General features: G+C 56.6%; 19 protein-coding genes. 3 read left to right on the top strand and 16 right to left on the bottom strand.

The features are described from left to right. Positions 1–164 precede the first annotated feature (164 nt). From NA78x_RS27425 to NA78x_RS27410, 4 genes are all read right to left on the bottom strand, one after another. Positions 165–1,127, bottom strand: coding sequence for a C-terminal binding protein (locus NA78x_RS27425; protein ID WP_425615562.1), 963 nt, complete (start codon positions 1,125–1,127; stop codon positions 165–167). Between the two features lie 127 nt (positions 1,128–1,254). After that, on the bottom strand, positions 1,255–2,106 hold the full coding sequence (locus NA78x_RS27420) for a sugar phosphate isomerase/epimerase family protein (RefSeq protein ID WP_425619481.1): 852 nt from the start codon (positions 2,104–2,106) through the stop codon (positions 1,255–1,257). Positions 2,107–2,266: 160 nt separating this feature from the next. After that, entirely contained in the window at positions 2,267–2,722 is a 456-nt protein-coding gene (locus NA78x_RS27415; protein WP_425615561.1) for an ArsR/SmtB family transcription factor, read from the bottom strand. A 571-nt stretch (positions 2,723–3,293) separates the two neighbouring features. Continuing rightward, complete coding sequence (locus NA78x_RS27410; RefSeq protein WP_425615560.1) at positions 3,294–4,070, bottom strand: DUF2726 domain-containing protein; 777 nt, start codon at positions 4,068–4,070, stop codon at positions 3,294–3,296. A 198-nt stretch (positions 4,071–4,268) separates the two neighbouring features. On the opposite strand from NA78x_RS27410, the gene NA78x_RS27405 reads away from it, so the two are divergent. Next, a complete protein-coding gene (locus NA78x_RS27405; RefSeq protein WP_425615559.1) occupies positions 4,269–5,948 on the top strand; it encodes an HD-GYP domain-containing protein in 1,680 nt (559 codons plus the stop codon). A gap of 826 nt (positions 5,949–6,774) precedes the next feature. Here NA78x_RS27405 and NA78x_RS27400 read toward each other — a convergent pair. The 10 genes from NA78x_RS27400 to NA78x_RS27355 all read right to left on the bottom strand — a co-directional run bounded on the left by NA78x_RS27400 (position 6,775) and on the right by NA78x_RS27355 (position 15,930). After that, complete coding sequence (locus tag NA78x_RS27400) at positions 6,775–6,933, bottom strand: hypothetical protein (protein WP_425615558.1); 159 nt, start codon at positions 6,931–6,933, stop codon at positions 6,775–6,777. Between the two features lie 20 nt (positions 6,934–6,953). Beyond that, complete coding sequence (locus NA78x_RS27395; protein WP_425615557.1) at positions 6,954–9,650, bottom strand: HD domain-containing protein; 2,697 nt, start codon at positions 9,648–9,650, stop codon at positions 6,954–6,956. Positions 9,651–9,795: 145 nt separating this feature from the next. Then, complete coding sequence (locus NA78x_RS27390; protein WP_425615556.1) at positions 9,796–10,656, bottom strand: transglutaminase family protein; 861 nt, start codon at positions 10,654–10,656, stop codon at positions 9,796–9,798. After that, positions 10,637–11,512 (bottom strand): transglutaminase-like domain-containing protein, encoded by an 876-nt coding sequence (locus NA78x_RS27385; RefSeq protein ID WP_425615555.1) that lies wholly within the window; start codon positions 11,510–11,512, stop codon positions 10,637–10,639. The genes NA78x_RS27390 and NA78x_RS27385 overlap by 20 nt, the downstream gene beginning before the upstream one ends. A 256-nt stretch (positions 11,513–11,768) precedes the next feature. After that, entirely contained in the window at positions 11,769–11,957 is a 189-nt protein-coding gene (locus NA78x_RS27380; RefSeq protein ID WP_425615554.1) for a hypothetical protein, read from the bottom strand. Positions 11,958–11,997: 40 nt separating this feature from the next. Next, a complete protein-coding gene (locus tag NA78x_RS27375) occupies positions 11,998–12,300 on the bottom strand; it encodes a MoaD/ThiS family protein (protein WP_425615553.1) in 303 nt (100 codons plus the stop codon). Between the two features lie 140 nt (positions 12,301–12,440). Further along, a complete protein-coding gene (locus NA78x_RS27370) occupies positions 12,441–14,420 on the bottom strand; it encodes a hypothetical protein (RefSeq protein WP_425615552.1) in 1,980 nt (659 codons plus the stop codon). 46 nt (positions 14,421–14,466) lie between these two features. Further along, positions 14,467–14,892 carry a DoxX family protein gene (locus NA78x_RS27365; protein ID WP_425615551.1) on the bottom strand — a complete coding sequence of 142 codons (426 nt, stop codon included), beginning with the start codon at positions 14,890–14,892 and terminating at the stop codon, positions 14,467–14,469. 12 nt (positions 14,893–14,904) lie between these two features. Further along, positions 14,905–15,285, bottom strand: coding sequence for a DUF1428 domain-containing protein (locus NA78x_RS27360; protein WP_425615550.1), 381 nt, complete (start codon positions 15,283–15,285; stop codon positions 14,905–14,907). A gap of 39 nt (positions 15,286–15,324) precedes the next feature. Continuing rightward, positions 15,325–15,930 carry an SRPBCC family protein gene (locus NA78x_RS27355; RefSeq protein ID WP_425615549.1) on the bottom strand — a complete coding sequence of 202 codons (606 nt, stop codon included), beginning with the start codon at positions 15,928–15,930 and terminating at the stop codon, positions 15,325–15,327. Positions 15,931–16,207: 277 nt separating this feature from the next. On the opposite strand from NA78x_RS27355, the gene NA78x_RS27350 reads away from it, so the two are divergent. Then, the gene (locus tag NA78x_RS27350; protein ID WP_425615548.1) at positions 16,208–16,387 is read left to right on the top strand and encodes a hypothetical protein; all 180 of its coding nucleotides are present in this window, start codon (positions 16,208–16,210) and stop codon (positions 16,385–16,387) included. Here the strand turns inward: NA78x_RS27350 and NA78x_RS27345 are convergent, their stop codons facing one another. Then, positions 16,388–17,035: a hypothetical protein gene (locus NA78x_RS27345; RefSeq protein WP_425615547.1), complete on the bottom strand. Its 648-nt coding sequence runs from the start codon at positions 17,033–17,035 to the stop codon at positions 16,388–16,390. A gap of 892 nt (positions 17,036–17,927) precedes the next feature. Here NA78x_RS27345 and NA78x_RS27340 point away from each other — a divergent pair. Next, positions 17,928–18,647 (top strand): platelet-activating factor acetylhydrolase IB subunit, encoded by a 720-nt coding sequence (locus tag NA78x_RS27340; RefSeq protein ID WP_425619480.1) that lies wholly within the window; start codon positions 17,928–17,930, stop codon positions 18,645–18,647. 162 nt (positions 18,648–18,809) lie between these two features. Here the strand turns inward: NA78x_RS27340 and NA78x_RS27335 are convergent, their stop codons facing one another. Continuing rightward, on the bottom strand, positions 18,810–20,150 hold the full coding sequence (locus NA78x_RS27335) for a PhoH family protein (protein ID WP_425615546.1): 1,341 nt from the start codon (positions 20,148–20,150) through the stop codon (positions 18,810–18,812). Between the last annotated feature and the right edge of the window lie 36 nt (positions 20,151–20,186).

Genomic DNA, 20,186 nt, shown 5'->3' with positions numbered 1-20,186 from the left:
GCAGAGCGGCGAGAAGATGCGCACGCAACGATGCCCCGCTGCAACCGCGGAGAAGTCGCGCAATCTTCTACAGAGTATCTACGTCGCAACCGGGCCTTGGTCAAAAACCCAATTGCGTAACGTGATCGATGGCGGCCTATGAGAAGCAATCGTCCGCCGCAGAACTAACCAACCTTAACGCCATTAACGATATTCTCGGGCGTGCCGCGGGTAAGTAGCGTCGCCACTTGCTGAGCCACTCGCGATCGCAGGTTTTGCAACGATTCTTCCGAGACGAAAGCCGCATGCGGCGTGACGATCACCCGCGGATCGTTGAAGGGGGGCTGCGACAGATCGGGAGGTTCCACCGGTTGTACGTCGAGTGCAGCGCCGGCTAGTTGCCCCTTTTCCAGAGCAGTCGCCAGTGCAGCATGATCGATGAGCCCCCCACGCGCCGTATTGATGAGGTATGCCGACGGCTTGAGCAGGGCGAACTTCTCGGCGTTGAACCACTGCTTGTTCTCAGCGGTGAGCGGAGTGTGCAGCGAGATATAGTCGCTCTGCTTCAGCAGGTCGTCGAGTTCCACAAACTCAACGCCCGGCATCGGATCTTTACGGCCGCGGCTATAAGCAATCACGCGCATCTTCAGCCCGAGTGCTTTTTCGGCCAATTTACGGCCAATATTGCCCAAACCGACGATACCCAGCGTTTGGCCCTCAATGCGACGCAGCTTGGGACCGGCCTGCAGGACATAGCGGCCGTTCATCGTCTCGTGATGATAAAAGGCAATCTTGCGGGCCATCGATAGCAACTGAGCGATCGCATGCTCGGCCACTTCGATCAGGCAATAGTCCGGGACGTTCGTCACCGGAATATTCTTGCTGGTGCAATAGGCCACGTCGATGTTATCGAGGCCAATGCCGAGCCTGGAGACGATTTTGCAGTTCTTGCACGCCTCAATCACCGGTTGAGGAACCTTCGCCCAGTTAGTCATAATCGCGTCGCAATCCGCAGCCAGTTTGCTGAGCGTTTCGATGTCCCCCTTCGGAGCCACGACGAGTTCGGCGTCGATCTTGGCGAGGGTGTCGCGCTCGATGGTGACATCGGGCCAGGCGTAATCGGTGATCAGGACTTTGAAGCGTGGCATGGAGAACTCGAGAGTGATTGTTTTCTGCGGTTCCCTCTCCTCGGTACTCCGCGGAGAGGGTTAGGGTGAGGGGTATGAAGATGGAAGCCGCGTCCAAGTCGGCCCCGCACCTTGAGTCGAGGAATTACTACAAGCACCAGCGCTTGGCAACTTGCGACTTCATGAAGGCCAACGAATCGCGAGCCAGTTGTTCTTCGCTGTCGAACATGCGGCGCCAGATCTTGGTAGCGGCAGCCAGCTCAGGAAGGGCGAGTCCGAAGGCTTCGACGACGAGCCAGCCGTTGTAGCCAATCTGCTTGAGGGCATCGAAGTTCTCGCACCAGCGGACATTGCCGCGGCCGGGAGTGCTGCGGTCGTTCTCACTGATGTGTACGTGCGTCAGCATGTCGGCACAGCTATGAATCGCCTCGGTGATGCTCTTCTCTTCGATGTTCGAGTGAAAGGTGTCGTACATCATGCGGCAGCGAGGATGGCCGATCTCGCGGCAAAAACGGGCAGCGTCGGCGTGTGTATTAAGCAGGTAGGTCTCAAATCGATTGAGCGGTTCAACACCCAGCGTCACGTTCACCTTGCCGGCATGTTCGGCAGTTTGACGCATCGAATCGATGCCCCACTTCCACTCTTCCGCCGTACGACCCTTGCCGCTGAAGTGACCGAGGGCCGAGTGATAGGGCCCCACGATCGTCGTGGCACCGACAGCGGCACAGCAATCAAGCGTCTTCTTATTCAGTTCGACGCCCTTGGCACGAACGCCGGCCTCACTGCTGATCGGGTTGTCCTCGGCAGTGCGCACGGTTACAGCAGTGCGGGCGAGGCCAATTTCGTCCAGCTTCTTGCCCCACTTGGCATAGTCGAGGCCCAGGTTGAAGACCGGCAGTTCGACGCCGTCGTAGCCCAGATTCTTCAGCATGTGCAGGACCGGAATCAGGTCGTCGCTGAGTTCGCCGGTCCACAAAAGCAGGTTCATACCATAGCGCATCGAGAGGTTCTCCGCTGGTGCAACGTGGCGATCGGTCGCCGCCGCTTGGTCAGTGTTCAATTTGGCAAACAGGCTATGAAACAACAAAAGCCCACGGGTTGCAATCCGTGGGCTTGGGGGAGAGGTTGATTTGTGGGTACCGCTGCAGGCAGCGGCGAAGCTATTCGGCTGCGGCGTTGCCGTCGTGCGAGTACGTCAGCAGGGCGTTTTCGATCCGAATCCGCCGAGGCTGACTATTCTCCATCGCGAACAGCATGTCCAGAAAATGCTGAAATCGCTTGGGGACCAAATGATAAAAATTGTGCTTGCCGTCGCGGCGGCATTCGATGATGCCTGCCACTCGCAGCAGTGCCAGGTGATGACTCACTGCTGGCTGGCTTTGCTCGAGCAGGTCGCACAGCGTGCGCACATTCAGTTCTTCCTGCTGCATGAGGAAGTACATGATCCGCAGCCGCGTCTCGTCCGAGAGCAGCTTGAACAACTGCACCAGTTCGCGACCCGTCGGCTCGGGTAAGCGTTCCAGCGAAACGGGCGAATTTTCATCGGCCGCGTCGCGAGGATCATCGGTATTAGAGGGAGAATCTTGCAACACGGCTTTCATCGCAGACGAAATCATAAATGCCTCTTAACGAACCCTTCGAAGCGGGTCCGGGACGTCCGTTCCGTAAGAGTTGAATCAGCCGAGAGAACTACCCTCGGCCACAATATTTCACTTCCCAGGTCACCGGTGTACCTTCGTCGCAACTTTGTCGCGACAACGACCTCACCCCTGGGTTCATGGCTGCCCTTCGCCGTGCAATGCTTAGTGCGGGGAACGAAGTTCCGCGAACCAAAAATCGCTCGGTTATTTGCCGATGAACGACGCCGCCTTGCGCCTCACCTGCGTACGAACTGAATTGAATGAAAAGTTAGGTCAACTGACTCTGTAACCGGCAGCCCGCGAATGGAGCAATGGTTGATAAGTTGGGCCGGTTACCGTCTTCTCTGACTCCGTTATTGTAACGAGGTTGGTGCCCCACGGGAAATAGCCGGCGGGCAAAAATCGGCGATTCCCCGAGAAAATCCGCAGTTTCGTTAGCTTTTCCTAACTCGACTGCTGGCAGACACTAAGGGCGATTGCTTGCCACTAACCGCCATTTCTGGCGCACCTACTCGACGTAGACCGCTATTCGCCCAACGCACTTTTTCTAGCGTTTTTTCTTGCGCTGAATCCCGAGGGCGTCTTCGATATCTTTCCGCAAAGCGGCCGTTTCATACTTGGCTTCGGGCTTCACCCGCATCAGGGGCAGGCCGGCCGCATGCAGGGCCGTGTTGAGAAACTTGTCGCGCTGGGCCCGCTCGGTGCGCGAAGGGGTTTCGTCTTCCAGCTCAATGGCCAGCTTCACCTCGAGCGTCTCGTAGTCGCAGATCACAAAATCGAGGTGCTTGTTCTGAATCCGCCCCTGCCAAAAGCTGGTCTTGCGCGTCTTCGGCCGCACCTTGATGATGTCGGCCAGGCGGACCATCGAGAAGACCAGCCAATCCTCGCGCACCGCCAGATTCAGCGATCGCAGGAACGAAACCTCTGCCGGCGACAGCAACACGCCGCGGCGTTCGTAGGGGAGCGGGCCGTCGCGCAGAGATAGCAACGCCAGGACCACCAGCACAACCGTCGTAACGGCGAACAGAATCAACGGCCAGTTCTGTAGGAGCACGTCTTTCATGGCATAGCAAAAAAGAGGAGCCGTGCGGCTGGGGCAGCAAACCGAACGGCTCCGATCAGCTACTGACGTCGCGAACGCCCGTAGCGTGTTCTCAAGGAAAATCACAGCTCGCAAGCCGTGCGTCGTATCTATATCGGAACTGGTCGGCAGCACCTTGAACGGTTCGCCTGCTCCCTTAGTCACGGCAACCACGTAATGTCCCGCGCAGCGCCGGTCGTAGGCTTCATAACGAGCTTGCCGTAGGTGTCGATTATTCCGCATCCGGTCCTCCTCCCTCATCGAGCGTTTTCAGTGGCCGCACAATCGCTACTGGCGGTCGAAGTTGCCCTGTCGCCAACAAAAGCCCGGTCTGCTTGCGATCCAGTTCCAGCGCGTCACCGTCTGCAACCTAAGTTCTGAGAGGACGAACTTTGCTCGTGGGTAGCGAGCACGAGTTTGATGTTTCCCTCGGGTTGACTCATGACGAACGCCTTGGACACCACAATTAGACCGCCGTTTTCGGCCAGCAGTCTGGCTGCCGCCGGACAAGCGCAGGCAGAGCAATCGGCTGAACTGCAAGCCGTGGCAGTCGCGCTGCGCAAGGCCTTTGGCGTCGCCTTCAGCATCTGGGACTGTTACACCGGCGACCTGATGCACGTCTCGCTGCAACAACCGGGCAGCAACGATCCCCAGCGCGGCTTGCTCGTGCGCGGTGTGGTCGGTCTCGAACCGCAGTTCGTCGCCGATGACGACGTCGCAGTCCTCATTGCGATTCCGTTTCAACTGCCCGGCGGTGTGATGGTTGCCGCGACGGCTGCCTTTGCCACTCGCAACTTGGAACCCAACGAATCGTCGGAAAGCCTGTGCGAAATGCTGGGCGTAGACGACCGCCGCGCTCGCCAATGGCTCAGCCGGCAGATGCAGTGGACTCCCGATTCGCTTCTGCGCCTGGGCGGTGCCGTCCAAGCTCAATACGCGGCCGAGCGCCAAGCCAGTCGTTATGCCCGCGAGGTCGAAAAACTCTCCGACAGCCTCGCCAGCACTTACGAAGAAATCTGCTTGCTGCACGGCGTAACGCAAAACCTGCGCATCTCGCGCGATGAAGAAGAACTGGCGCACCTCATTGTGAACTGGGTGCTCGATTGCTTGCCGACGAAAGGTGCCGCGATCCAGCTGTTGCCGGTCGCCAAGGAAGGGAACGTCACTTACAAAGCCCGCACCCTGGGGCAACTGGTCACTGCTGGCAATTGCCCACTCAACGAAGACCGCTTTCTCCAATTGATCGAATATCTGCACCTGGAAGCCGGCTGCGCGCCCCAGGTGCTCAATCCGAACATCACCTCGCGCGAAGATTGGCCGTTCCCAGAAGTCAAAGAACTGATCATCGTTCCGATGAGCGACGGTCAGCGACTGTTTGGCTGGATTGGCGTCTTCAATCACATCAGCGGCGATGAGTTTGGCACCGTCGAAGCCAGCTTGCTCAACTCCGTCGGTGCGATGCTTGGCATTCACAGCGGTAACCGCGACTTGTATCGCGAGCAGGCTGAGTTTCTCGCCAGCGTGGTACGAGCCCTCACTTCCGCCATCGACGCCAAGGACCCGTACACCTGCGGTCATAGCGATCGCGTGGCCCGCATTGCCGTTCGCCTGGCGAAAGAACTGGGCTGCACGACCGAAGTCCTCCACACGCTCTACATGGCTGGCCTGCTGCACGATATCGGCAAGATAGGCATCGACGACGCCGTGCTCCGCAAGCCTGGCAAACTCACCGACGCCGAGTTCGAGCACATCAAGCAGCACCCAGAACTGGGCTATCGCATCCTCGCCGACATCAAGCAACTCTCCGACGTGCTGCCAGCAGTGTTGCATCATCACGAACAATGGGATGGCGCTGGCTATCCATTCAAACTGAGTGGCGACCAGACGCCGCTCATCGCCCGTATCGTCGCCGTGGCCGATGCCTTCGACGCCATGTCGAGCGATCGTCCCTACCGCAAGGGCTTGCCCTTCGAGCGGGTCGACCAAATCTTCAAAGAAGGTGCTGGCCGGCAATGGGACCCGAACGTGGTCGCCGCTTACTTCACCGCCCACGACGACATTATGCTCATCTGTCAGAACGAACGAGCCAACCTCACGCTCGACGTCCTGCAGTGGTCGTAGTCGTACTCTCATCCTTGCCTCCTACGTCACTCCCTTGCCTCGGTACTCCGGGGAGACGTTGGGGTGAGGGGCCTGCACTGAAAACCAGCCCCCTTGGCACTTGTTGCTTCGCCGTAACCTCACTCGTTTCTACCTGGCTTGGGAAAACTTTGTTCACAAACCCCCTGGGGCTGTGAGCACCGCCGCGCGCCGCACCCGAGAGTTACGGCACTTGCTGCTCACAAACTCCGCCGGTTTGTGAACACCCCCGAAAAGGACCAGCTGCAAACTGCGTGTGCTGCGTCCCCCCTCAAGCCCTCTCCGACCTGCCCTTTCTGGCTCAACCGAACTGCCTGCGACAATCGTCCCCGCGTTCCCCAGCGAGAACCCGAGTGAGGCGTGACCGACTCGCGCTGATAACCAGTTTTGATAACTGTTTGTGCGACTTTTTTCTGATAATTCTTTGGCGTAACCCTTTCACCCGCAACAACCTCCGCCGCACACTTGGCGAATATCACCGTTTTCTTGATAACCACTTTCCGCCCCTGTTCACCCCCCACCTTTCCGTCGCATTAACCCCCCCTCCTCGGTACTCCGGGGAGAGGGTTGGGGTGAGGGGCAGAACTGCCAACCAACTTCCCACTTCGCCCGCTACGCTCCCCAACTCAAAACTTTCCCTCCGCGCAGCGGCAACCGGTCACCGCTGCCGATGTCAGTTTCGTACATGACAATTTTCAGAATGTAGTGGTCCATTGTCAAGTATTTGCGCACTTAGATTTGCGACATTCCTTGACACCCCTCGCCGCATCGCTGCAAGTTCACGGTCGACCAACCTGCAGAAAGATGCCTACCCGAGTCGTTCGAGTTTCACCGGGGCGTGCATCTCGATGTAGTCGGCAGAGTCGCCGCTGAACATGCCGGAGATAGGCATGACGCCGCGCGGGTGGTGAGAGACGCCGACGACGATGTGCTCTGAAGGAGTACGCTTAGTCCACTTCTGACTCACTCTCCAGGCATTTGCAGGGCCTAACGGGGGGCAGCAGGTTTGCGTAAAACAATCGCATTTCCGAAGTAAACGGGCTTTCCACTATTTCGGACTGCCACCTGGATCATTTCATCGCTGTCTTCCGGAAACAGACTTGATGCCAGCACATCGTCTAAATCGCATCCCCAAGCGAACGACACAGCTTCGATTACCGCGCCCGCAAGCGTAGCGCCATACACGCTCCAAGGCCAACAATTTGATCTTAAATCAACGGAGCATCTAATGTTGTCGTAATATCCACGCATCGTGCTTGTAACAAACACGTTTGGCAGAGCGCGAATATTGTGTCGACTAGTCATTAGGTATTGCTCAACTAGGATAACCTCGTCCGGCAAAACCATAGCGGCAATCTGGCTATATGTATTCCAGCCATCCAAAGTGTTAGCAATAGGTAGGCAGTCAGTGTCGCCTCCATAATGCCGAATTTGTGATGCGAAATTCATTAGGCCACATTCTCCGAAATCCGCAACTGCACCGAGGGTTCTTTGCTCATTAACCCAATTGGAAAGCAGTTGCTCGTCAACAACGATGTCAACTCTGTTTCTAGCAGCTGTGACAACATTGCCCACCACAACACCAACGAGGCCTTCTAGCGACGATGCGCGAAATCCACCGGCTACTACGACGCCCGGTGAACAATCCAGTGAGTAAGGAGGGGCCGCTTCGTCATCGTCTAGGTCATCTCTTGCTTCGCCGATAAGCGCCAAAGATTCAAACTGCCTGCACTCAGCCATCGGCAGAGAGATGCGGGCAACTACATTACCGTCAGAATCGACGATAGCTCGCATTCTACTCGCAAGTTTGCCAATGTATTCCGCATGGCAGTCAAATTCATCGCCTCCGATGATTCGCCGGAGCAATTCGACGCAGTCGAGCGAAGTCCAGTCATTAGCGTTCACCACACGCTTCAAAGCGTCCCCAGCTTCTTTGACGGAGATCGCAACATCCGAAGCTGGGCACAGCCACCCGACGAGGTCAGGCAGTTTAGTGGGGTGGTGTTCCCCAATTCTGTGAGAACCATTGTCAGGCGACAATAGTCCACCTGCATCACTTAGACCTGTTTTCATCCATACCTTAACAACTGTGCCAGCTTCAAGAAGCTGTTCACTGTCCGCCGCTCGTCTTAAAACTGGCCTGTCCCTTAAACCTTTCTTAAACTCAAGGACCAGAGTGTCGGATGGCCCTACCTTCCGACTCCTTGTTACCACTTCAACACGATCTCCCCACATGAAGGCGGAATAGAACCCAATTCCGAAGCGCCCCGTCGAACGGAACCCCTTCCGCAGGAGCCCCGGATTTTCCTGAATCATTAAGTTGGAACCCCAATAGCTCTGTCCGAAATCCAGGAAAGGGCCACACAGCACTGCACGTGTCATGCCTATGCCATTGTCGGAGATGACGACTACATCGGTGCCATCGACCACGTCTATCCGAACACAAACCTCACCCCACTCAATTGGCCTGTCTTCCATAACTCGACGCGCGCGAACAGCATCTGTTGAGTTCTGGATTAGCTCCCGAAGGGGGACCGTCGGATCTTCTCCGTAAAGTTCAGCGCCGCCAAGGCGATGAACTAGTGAAGCAATGTCGGTTGTCTTGATCTGGACGTCGACGGGGTCCCATCCGCTTGTTGGGATGTGCTTTTGCAATCTGATAGGATCATCAATACCGGTGACACCCTGGGCGGCCATTGGCTCCCGCCCTGAATCACGGAGCAGCGAATCGACATCGCGCAACTCTCTGTCAGCGTATTTCAGGGTGTCATAGCATAGCCACCACGCTGCAGACTCATCTTTTGTGAATGGCCGACTGGTGCTAAAGCGAATCCGTTCAAGCTCGACATCCGGCTTGTGTAGATGTTCCTGGAACAGCCAATGTGATTCTGCAATGCCATTCGGCTTCCGCAGTGCACGCAAGAATCCCGGCGCGCGTCGGGCATCAAGGTGACACACATCTGAAACGCGAAGAAGACAGGCAATTTTCAATGGGTCAATCCGCCATTCTCTTGGACAGAAAACTGGGGAACCGATGATTCGATCCAACTGATCTGCGACCCGATCAATTGTCCACCAATGACTAAAAGCTAATTGCCCTATTAGACCTCCAAGTGAGTGGCGTAAGTCATTGGACTCAAGTAGGTAATATGATTGGTCGACGGATCGGTGCCTGAACGCAGTGGTCGCTAGACTCTCAGCTTTTTGAGCGTGGAGATTCCGAAGGAGCTGCTCCTTCGCTTCGCGTTCGTCGTCTGGATCGAGGGTTCTAAGATCGTCTGCTTTGGGCAATCTGCCTGTTCTCTTGCGGTAAATGGACGCGATTACGTCGCTCCAATCGCTGTGCTGCTTCAACTCTGTAATTCCCTCGTTGTACGCAGATAGACTCATTCCAAGGTCATGGAGCAGAAACGATCCGCCGAGGACAAAGGCTTCCACTGGATTGATTGCAAACTGCTCTCCTGCTACGAGGTCCGCAATTTCCCAAAGTGCATCGATATGGGTAATATCGTGAACCGTCAATAGTCGTAAGTCTTGGGGGATCTCGTTTGCGAGGAGTTCGGCTCTAGCTCGAAAGCTTAGAAATGCTTCTCGCAATGTTGTACGCGCCCTTTCAGCGCGTTCACCCTCGCCTTTTGGTGCCAGGGTGCGATCCCATAATGAGGTAGTCTCAAAGATGTACATGTTGCTATGCAGTATCGGAGGCGAGAGATTATTCTCGCGTAGGATACATGCATGCTGGCGCATTGTCCACAAACAAATACTGGCCAGGAACGTCTATCTCGCATTGTTATGGTCAAGTACATTTAGCGAGGAATGTCTTAAAAGCCTACCCAAGTCGTTCGAGTTTCACCGGGGCGTGCATCTCGATGTAGTCGGCAGAGTCGCCGCTGAACATGCCGGAGATAGGCATGACACCGCGCGGGTGGTGAGAAACGCCGACGACGATGTGCTTCAGTGAGCAAGGCTCGCCGATCGTGGGATCGAAGCCGCGCCAGCCGAGCACGGGCAGGTAAACTTCGGTCCAGGCATGCATGGCTGCGCGACCCGCTTCGGCTGCGGGGCAATCGAGGTAGCCGCTGGCAAAGCGAGCCGCCAGGCCGAGCAGCCTGGCGGCATCCATCATCAGTACGGCCATATCGCGACACGAACCCGAGCGAATCGTGAGTGTTTGTGAGGGAGATTGCACCCCCTTTACCATCCGCCGCTGATACTTGATCTGGCTGTTGATCAGCGTACAGAGACACATCAACATCGCTTCGGCATCGACGGGCTTGGTCAGGCAATCGTGCTGGTGCATCCACGCGCGCACGTCGGACTGATCGCCCGGATAAGACACCAGTTGATAACCGGCCGTGATCGGCAGTTCGCGTTCGTCGTACTCGACGGGCCAGGGAATGGGCCAAGGCTCGTGCGGGTCTTCGCGGGGGAACTTATCGGTGCGGTCGACGATGATATTGCTGCGCACTTCCAGGCGTTCGGCCTCTTCCAAAAAGTCGACGATGGCTACGCTGTTGCTGTAGACATCGCGCGACCACACCAGCCTATGGGCCGGGAAGATTTGTAGCGACATGCTTTCGACACGCAGGTCGTGTCCTTCGCGAGGGCGAAGGACAAGGCGATGGCGGCCGAAGGAGACGGGGCGGCGATACGAGTAGATCGTATCGTGTTCAATTCGAAGACGTGACATTGCTGTGCTGTTCTAGCGAAATCCCCTTGCGTCCGAGCTGCTTTCGCTCCAGCGGCGTGAACTTCTGATCGGGTGCCAATTGGCAATCGACCGTCATTGCTTCTAATTGTACCCGACCGAAGCAGCTAGCTACGGCCGCATCGGCCGCATCACGACCGGTTCCAATGCGGACCAGGCCATTCAGCGGGGCCAATCGAGTGGCATCGAACACCAGCCAGCGGCCGCCAATGTAGCTTTCGAAGCACGCATGAAAATCGGGTGGCTGCAACTGATAGCTGTAACCCGAGAAGTACCGCGACGGAATATTGAGGGCCCGGCACAAAGAGATGCCCAGGTGCGCAAAATCTCGACAGACACCCGTCCGCTGCGTGACGGTATCGTAGGCCGATGTCTCACTGTTCGTGCTGCCCCGCAGGTACTCCACGTTGTCGTGAATCCAGTCGACGATGGCGATCACCTTCTCGTAGGGATTCGCGACCTTACCGAACAGATCCCAGGCCAAACGCCCGAGGCGATCGGACTGGCAATAGCGACTGGGGAACAAGTACGGGAGCGCCTTGCGGTCCATTTCGGCGACGGGAGTGAAATCCAGCTTGCTCGCGGGTATCACCTCGTGCGTACACTCGACCGTGGCCTTGTAGTCGATGGTGAGTGTCTTTTTTTTGCCTGTTTCTAGGCGTACAAAACGGCTGCCACCACTCTCGAGCGCGAACTCCTCAAACTTCACATACGGCTCGACCGCAAAGTGCTCGTCGAGGATCGTCTGCCCCGAGTTGCGTTGGGCGTGAATGTTCAGAATCAAGGTGGAGGGAAACTTGACCGTATACTCCAAGTGGCCGGAAACCAGAAAACGCATGGCAGGTGAACTCAATCCAAAGGGTTGCGAGAATAGTGACCAAAACGAAGTCGCTCATGGAGAGCAACTTCCGGGCCAGACTTTCGAGAGCGATTCGCAAGCTCGCAACTGCTAATTCGCCAGCATGATCAAATTTAAGGCCGAATATCGCTGAAACCCGCGATCAAACGTGACCGGCGACATTTCTGCGAAGAGCGCGAATGAGGCTAGCTGCTGAGTCATTGAACGCCAAATTGGTTGACGGCCAGCCGTCTCGCTAACATCCTGCAGAAAGCTCTTCTTCGTCCAGAATCTCGGCGACGCGCTGGTCCGTCAGCCGAATGCTGCCAGGTGAATCACTGGTAACGAGAGGAAATTTGATTCGTTGCTCCAGCCGTGCGGGCTGATTAGCTGGATTCCCGTCCACAACAATCACGCCATTCTGAACACGTCCGGTGAGTTCCATGAGCTCATTATTTACTCGCAGCCTGGCCCAAGCAAGCGTTCTACCCGCCCGCTAAGGCACCAATAATCAGAAACGGCTCGCGGCCGGCGGCGATCGGTTCTGGAAGTGGCGCGTCGGCCGGTTCGTTGGACAGATCTTGCTGGCAAGCAAAGAAACGGATGAACGCCCGCCGCTGCTTGGTGGTGTGATCGCGCACCGTGCCGAGCAGCATGGGATAGCGAGCTTCGAGCGCATCGAGAATCGCCCGCTGCGTGACCGGCAATTCCACTTCCAATTCCACCTCGCCGCTGACCTTGGCCAGCGTGCGGAGATGAAACGGCAAGTGGATGCGGATGGCGGGCATGGGAGACAAGGGGCGGGAGGCGAGGGTCGGGGGAAGAAATTCAGCGAACTCGGTGGCATCCAATGTCGAATGGTATCTAACGGGATAGAAGTGCTTGGAAGCGAGTTTTTCTCGTCCCTCGCCTCTCGTCTCCCGCCTCTCTACCCCAGCGTTTGTGCCTCGACACTCACCACAGCTGGCAAGTCGCGGACAATGGTTCGCCAGGTATCGCCGCCGTCGGGACTGCAATAGACCTGGCCGCCCGTGGTACCGAAGTAGATGCCGCAGTCGTCAAGCATATCGACCGACATTGCATCGCGCAGCACATTGACGAAGCAGTTCTCTTGCGGCAGCCCGTTCGTGAGCGCTTCCCATTCGTTGCCGCCGGTCTTGCTGCGATAGACACGCAGTTTGCCTTCCGGCGGAAAGTGCTCGCTGTCGCTCTTGATCGGCACCACATAGACCGTTTCAGGCTCATGCGCATGCACGTCGATCGGAAAGCCGAAGTCGGTGGGCAAGTTCCCGCCGACGTCGTACCAGTTGTCGCCTGCGTCGTCGCTGCGCATCACGTCCCAGTGCTTTTGCATGTACAGCGTGCTTGGCTTGGAAGGATGCAACGCGATGCGATGGACGCAGTGTCCCACTTCGGCATCGGGGTCGGGCAGCACGTATTCGCTCTTCAGCCCGCGATTGATGGCTTTCCAAGTTTGGCCACCATCATCGGTGCGGAACGCTCCCGCCGCCGAGATTGCCACAAAGATCCGCTGGTGGTCTTTGGGGTCGATCAGAATCGTGTGCAAACCCATGCCACCTGCGCCAGGCTGCCAATACTTGCCTGCGCCATGACCTCGCAGGCCGGTCAGTTCGTGCCACGATTGTCCGCCGTCGGTGGTGCGAAACATGGCGGCATCTTCGACGCCGGCGTAGACCGTATCGGGATCGGACAGCGAAGGCTCGAGGTGCCAGACTCGCTTGAATTCCCACGGATGAGGCGTGCCGTCGTACCAGAGGTGCGTGCCGACCTCGCCTTCGTAGGCGAACTTGTTGCCGACTGCTTCCCAGGTTTCGCCGCCGTCGCTGGAGCGCTGAATCATCTGGCCGAACCAGCCACTCGACTGCGAGGCGTAGATGCGGTTGGGATCAACGGGCGAACCCTTCAGGTGATACAGCTCCCAGCCTGCGAAGTGTGGGCCCGAGACATTCCATTTCTCACGCTTGCCATCGGAGGTGAGAATGAACGCTCCTTTGCGAGTACCAACCAGAACTCGAACGCGACTCATAGCGGTTTCCTGCGGTGTTGTTTGCGATTGTGCGATGTTGCCAGGAACGTCGTTGCCAGATGGATTGTGAGACGGCTCGTCACTCGGCGGCTTGCTGCGGGCCAGATATCCATTGGCGATAAAAGGCTCGCGGTTGCCGAGAACCAAGTTGATCACGGGCACGATGCGTTCGGTCCGGCGAATTTCCTTCACAGTCACTTCGTGTACGCGATCATCCAGCCAGCAGAGAACCGTATCGCCGGGCTGCAATTTTCCCACAGCCTGCGAGTCGGTCAGACTCACACTCAAAGGCTGAGTTTCGGTCGTAAGCAGCGTCCCGCGCTCGGTCTCTACTTCCCATAGTCGATTGTGAGTCCGGAAGATCGACATCACCGGGACCGATTTTTTCTCGCCCGCCGGCGAAATCATAAAAACCGTGTCTCCCTCGTGGATTGCTTGAATTTTGATCGCTCCCCCGGGTGTCTCCACCAGGGTGCCATGCGGGAAACAGCCGGGGTGACAGGGCTCCGCTGGCGGAGCATCGACAATCTTGGCCTCTGGAAACAGGCGGGCGAGTGCTTGCCTCCGTTCGTGAGTTGTGCCGTAGTCCACCGCAATCGTTTGAATGGCCTCGTCGCCCAGCCACCGGCGAACGAGCGGGATCGAGGCCAGCCTTTCGCCGGGCAAGGTGTTGTCCGACCCCTTTCTTTCGGCGGCTGTTGTAATGCTCGCGCCGTATCCAGTGCGGACGCTCTGGAGCAGTGCCTGCCGCGACCGCACGACGCTCTTCTGATAGGCGAGATACACGCTCACCACCGTCACCACCACCAACAGGCTTCGCAGGCTGTAATTCCACCAACGGCGAGGAGTTGGAGTGGTCATGATTGCAACCTGCGCAGGTTTTTGCTGATGTCTGTCTACTCGTTCGCTACGTTCGCCACGGCATGATCGCGCGCAGGCGCGGCTCACGCAGATAGATGCCGAGCCACATGACGACGCCAAAGATCAGCGGTGCCCAGATAGGTTGCTTCTGCACGACGTGCGCGCAGATCGCACCACCCAAGTATCCATTCAAGAGTGCAGCACCGAGAACCGCCGTGCGGGGAAACAAATAGATGAGGGCGCAGGCAATCTCGACGATGCCAATGATCTCCATTGCCTTAGCCGAGAAACCTCCCTTATTGAATTCCTCCTCCATCTTTTGGTAGTCACCCAGCTTCAGCGGCACACTCAACTTAAAGCCAGCGCTTACGAAGAGCCCCAAAACGACCAAGACCGTGATGCCCCAGCCCGTGATCGTCAGCCACTTGGGCTGAGTCGTCGCCGGTAAAGGTTGATTAGAAATCTGAGACACGAGTGAATGCTCCTAAGCAGATTTGGCTCTGGCTTCGACAACGGCTTTGAACCCACCGTAGGCCATTCGCTTGCAGTCGAAAGGCATGTTTTTTGGGTCCGGATCCATGCCTTCATGAATCCGGGGGTCGGCCATCACCTTCTTATTGACCTGATCGCGATGCTTGCGCGACTTGAAAATGATAAACGAGAACATGACCACTTCGCCCGCCTTGGGTTTGGCGACCTTGTTGAACGAGAGCATGTTGGGGATTTCCAGATCATCCCCTTGGCACTCGAAGTACTCAAGGGCACCATGCTCGATCCAGAGCTTGCCCGCCTTCTTGGCAATTTTTACATACTCGGGCAGCTTCGCTTCGGGAACACTGAGTAAAAAACCATCGACGTAGCTCATGTTGAAGTCTCGGTTCGTGAGGGAGATAGATACCAACAACTATTTACCAGCTGGCTCGGCAGGTTCCGTAGGGGCGGGTGACTCTGGCGTTGATGACTCAACGGGTGCCTTCTCAAGAATTTCCTTCATGCTGGCAAGCCCCTTCTCAAAATCGCCCCCCACCATCTTGTCCATATCCATCAACAGGCAGAATGCTTTGCCCGTGAAGTTGTTTTCGCCGTTCATGGTCCAGGTGACTTCGGTGCCGGCACCATCAGGAGTGAACTGGAAACTCGTTGGGCATTCGGAGACCATCGGCCGCTTGAACTCCAGCTTGATCAGAATCTTCTCGCTGGGCTGGCTGTCGGTGATAGTCATGGCTCCTTCGCCGACCTTGTCGTTGCCACTCCAACCGTACTTGGCACCGGTTCCCGCCTCGGGACCATCAAAGGTTCGCTTCATCTCGGGGTCGAGCTTTTCCCACGGCGACCAGGCCTTCCAGTTCTGAAAGTTGTTCACCTGCGCGAACACCACTTCCGGCGGAGCATTCATCTTGGCACTGCGCGTGATGGAATACGTCGAGGGCTGCATCGCAACCGCGATCAGAAACCCAACAACCAAGACCAGCAACACCGAGCCAACAATCACCAAGACTTTCTTCACCATCGTAGAACTCCCCGGACAGGTTATGCAAAGACGAGTCGTTCGCACGTCAGATTACTTGTTCTGCCAGCCAACTGCCAACCGGCTGTCAGGTTGAGGGCGGTTTTCAGACATTGGTCGAACCGGGCAAGTGACAATCGACAAGAATCTTTCAATTTCAGCTAGCTGACCCACGAAATCGCTAGCAAGAGCGGAAATGACGTTGACCAATCAAAGTGAAACGCCCTAGATTGCGGGCCATTCGACAGTTTTAGTTCACTTCTCTCGCGGAGCAATGGATATGCAGCTTTCTGAGGAACAGCAGCAGGTCTTGAAGCAACACCAGAAGGTTTCCTCTGCGTTTGGCAACTGGTGGCGAGAAGGCGAAGCCGAGTTAGCACAAGAGATGCAGGAAAACGCCGCTCATTCGCCCACCTCTGAATCGCGAGCAAAGCAAGAGGAACCGCGGCGCGCTGCTTAGTTAATCGGACTTGCGACGAATCTGGACCGGCTGTCGACTACTGGCCAGATCGATCATTGTTTGCACGCAATAGGCCAGTCGCTTGAAAATCGAAGTCGCGGCGATGGACTGTTCTGGCGATAGCTCTCGTGCCAACCACAGCACAAAGTGTGCGGCGATTTCAACTTGCGGCACTGCACTGCTGGGTTCCTCTGGTTCGAATCTGGCTACGATCGCAAATGCGTAAGCCGATTTGACTTGATACGCATCCAGCCAATCTTGGTGCTTGGGCCGTAGCAAACTGATCAAGTCGAATGGGCCTGCTTCGCGAATGAAAGCAAACTCGTCGACGAATTCACCAATGCTGAAAATCTCTGGGCTGCTCAGCGACTGGAGAAACTCTCGCCGATTCTGCGGTTCTTCGTTAGAAGCGATGAGCGAGAACCGAGGATTGGAGTCTGGTAGGGCGCATTCCAGAATCTGACAGAACTGCGGCAGTGAATTCTGGGCGACGTCAACCGCCCATTTCCTACCAAGCGGCTCTTGGACAGAGCGCTTCCAGACGTTCCATTCGTACTCGGTAATCAGGTCGTGGCAAATTGCGAGTTGCTTCGCCCACATCTCCGCATCGGTTTCACTATCCAGTAGCCAGCCTGCCCGAGTATCCAATTCCGCTTTCCTTTCCAACGGCTGATCTGCAAATTGCCAATCGCGGTCAATTCCATCTGGCGTGACCAACCGTCGAGTTCTCAGTGAATTGCTAGGCCAATAGTCGTACGTTTCGGTGAAAACCAGTTTCCAATTTCGGTCCTCGCCCTGCACTAAAAACTTTCGGAACTGGATGAGACGATCAGCGTTATCGTAGCTTGCCTCATAGTACGTGTTCTGTAGCAACGCCTCGGACCGCGCCAATTCTTTGCGCGGGGTTACGGGGTACGACGTTGCCGAAAATGTCTGAAAATAGCGGACCTTTGCGTTGGGCATTCTTCAGCCTTAGATCCTTCTGCTTCGAACGTGAGCAGGTGTTTCTAATTTACAGTGTTGCAGAGCGAGGATTTGGAAGGAATGACAGTTGCTGCTGCGGAGTTGCCATGGCCCTTTAAAATCGTGGGCGAACTGACGCAAGCAAGCCGCAATCTGTTCATCGGTTCTAGGGTCGTCGGCAAAAACTAGCGGATGAAATTCTTCGTCACTGGGATCGCCATGATGCGGATCTCGCGCTGGAACTCGGCCGTTCAGGCCGTCATTTAGCTCGCCCGGAACTCCCTGGAGCGCCTGTTGGATTGAAAGCCCGAGTTGCTGCGGCCACCAGCCAAAGCTTTCTGAAGTCACGGACGAGGATGGACCTATTTCAAACCACCAATGCCCCGTGTCGCCGCGCTCCTTGGAAGCATGAATTCGCTTGCACTTGATGTTCGAAATTGGACGCACTGCAGTCATCTCGCTCGGAGTTACAAGGAACTGCGTTCAGGCTAGAATTCTCGAGACTCTGCCACTTCCTGGTAGAGTGCGAGTGAGATTAGCGAACCGACGTTGGTCATACAAGGAATTCTCCGTGAACATGGCTTCTGCTTGCCACATATTGCTGTTCGTTGCCTTCGCAGCGATTTCCCAGGCCGCTGAAGATCCCGCGGTGCCCATGAAGCGCACCAAGGAATATGGCTGGATGAGTGTGGCGACTTGGGATGCGCGGCACGAGCAATACTTGAAGCGTGCCAAGGAGGGGAACTGCGACCTGCTGTTCCTGGGTGACTCGATCACCGAAGGTTGGGGCAACAACGAAACCTGGAAGAAGCTCTATGCGCCGCGCAAAGCCGTAAACTTTGGGATTGGCGGCGATACGACGCAGAATGTTCACTGGCGACTGGCGAACGGCGAACTCGACGGCCTCAAACCCAAGGCCATCGTGCTGATGATTGGCACGAACAACTTTGGCCTACACAACGACAAACCCGCAGACGTGGTGCGGGGAGTGGAAGCCTTGCTGAAAGTGCTGCGGGAGAAGCTACCGGAAACGAAGATCCTGCTCCTGGGCATGTTCCCCCGCGATCAAAAGCCGGCCACCGATTTTCGCCAGCGGATCGCTACCGCTAACGAAGGACTGGCGAAACTGGCCGACAACGAGCACGTGAGGTATCTCGATATCGGCAGCCAGTTTCTTAGCGAAGACGGCACGCTCTCGAAAGAGATCATGCCGGACTTTCTGCACCTCTCCGCCAAAGGCTACGAGACGTGGGGCGAAGCCATTGAACCCAGCGTCAAGAAGATGCTGGGCGAGTAGAGCTGCTGCCAGCAAGTGCAGGCGGAAAAGCGGGGTGTTCACAAACGCGTGAGGTTTGTGAACACACAAGCGCGCCGCACCCGAGAGATACTGCAGGTCGCGTTCACAAACCGGGGCGATTTGTGAAAGAAGTTTTCCCAGCGACTCGATCGGAAGGACGAATTAGAGCAGTTCGCTGGCCAGGTCGGCGAGGGCTGAGCGTTCACCTTTTTCGAGCGTGATGTGGCCGTAGATCGACTGGCCCTTCATGCGATTGATGAGATAGCTCAGTCCATTGGACAGTGCATCGAGGTAAGGCTGATCGATTTGCTTGATGTCGCCCGTGAGGACGATTTTCGTCCCTTCGCCGGCGCGGGTGATGATCGTTTTCACTTCGTGCGGAGTCAGATTCTGGGCTTCGTCAATGATGAAAAAGATGCGCTGCAAGCTGCGGCCACGAATGTAGGCCAGCGGCGTGATGAGCAGCTTTTCGCTTTCCTTCATCTCGTTGATTCGCTGGGCGGCCACATCGTGATCGCCAAATTGATGGCGGATGACGGTGAGGTTGTCGTAGAGCGGTTGCATGTAAGGATCGAGCTTGGCACTGATATCGCCGGGCAAAAATCCGAGGTCGCGATTGCTGAGCGGCACCACCGGCCGGGCCAGCAAGATCTGGCGATACTTCTGCCGGCATTCCAGGGCGGCGGCCAAGGCGAGCAGCGTCTTGCCAGTGCCCGCAGTCCCCGCGAGCGTGACGAGCTTGATGTCGTCGTTCGTCAGCATCTTGAGCGCGAACGATTGCTCGGCATTGCGCGGCGAGATGCCGTACGTCATCGACTTCTCAACCCGCACCAGCATCTTGTCGGCATGGCGATAGGTGCAGAGCACGCTCTTGCTGCCATTGCGCAGGACAAAATTCTCGTTGGGAATGGGATTCACGATCGCCGGAACGCGTTCGACGGGAACCAGCCCCCCCTCGCTATAGAACATCGAGATCGCGTCGCTGGGAGCGTCTTCGATGACGCGTTTGCCGGTGTAGAGCTTGTCGAAGCTTTCGACCTTGTCCGTCGTGTAGTCTTGCGCTGGCAGGCCAAGGCCTTTGGCCTTCATCCGCAGGTTCGTGTCTTTGGTGACGAGCACGACGCGGCGTTTGACTTCGTGCTTTTGCAGCACGAGGGCACAATTGAGAATGCGATGATCGGGCGTATCGGCTGCGAAGGCCGCTTTGACGCGAGGGTCAATTTCGCCGCCGAAGACAACACGAATGGAGCCAAGTCCCGCCCCGAGCGATATGCCTTGAGCCGAGAGTAAGTCTCCGGTCAGTTCGTCGATGCGCCGCAAAAAGTCGCGGGCTTGGAAATTGATCGCTTCGTTGCCCCGTTTGAAGTGATCGAGTTCTTCGAGCACCGTGATGGGGATCGCCAGATCGTGTTCTTCGAAGTTCTGAATGCAGCCGCTGTCGTGAAGAATGACGTTCGTGTCGAGGACAAAGAGCTTGGGAGTTAAGGCTGCTGATTCAGACATTCTGCGCTCCGTGCATGGCGAGAAAAGCCTCCTAAG

This window comes from Anatilimnocola aquadivae (assembly GCF_049819085.1).
Classification (GTDB): domain Bacteria; phylum Planctomycetota; class Planctomycetia; order Pirellulales; family Pirellulaceae; genus Anatilimnocola.
Note: the sequence above shows the minus strand (reverse complement) of the source record. Positions and strands in the feature narration are given on the sequence as shown.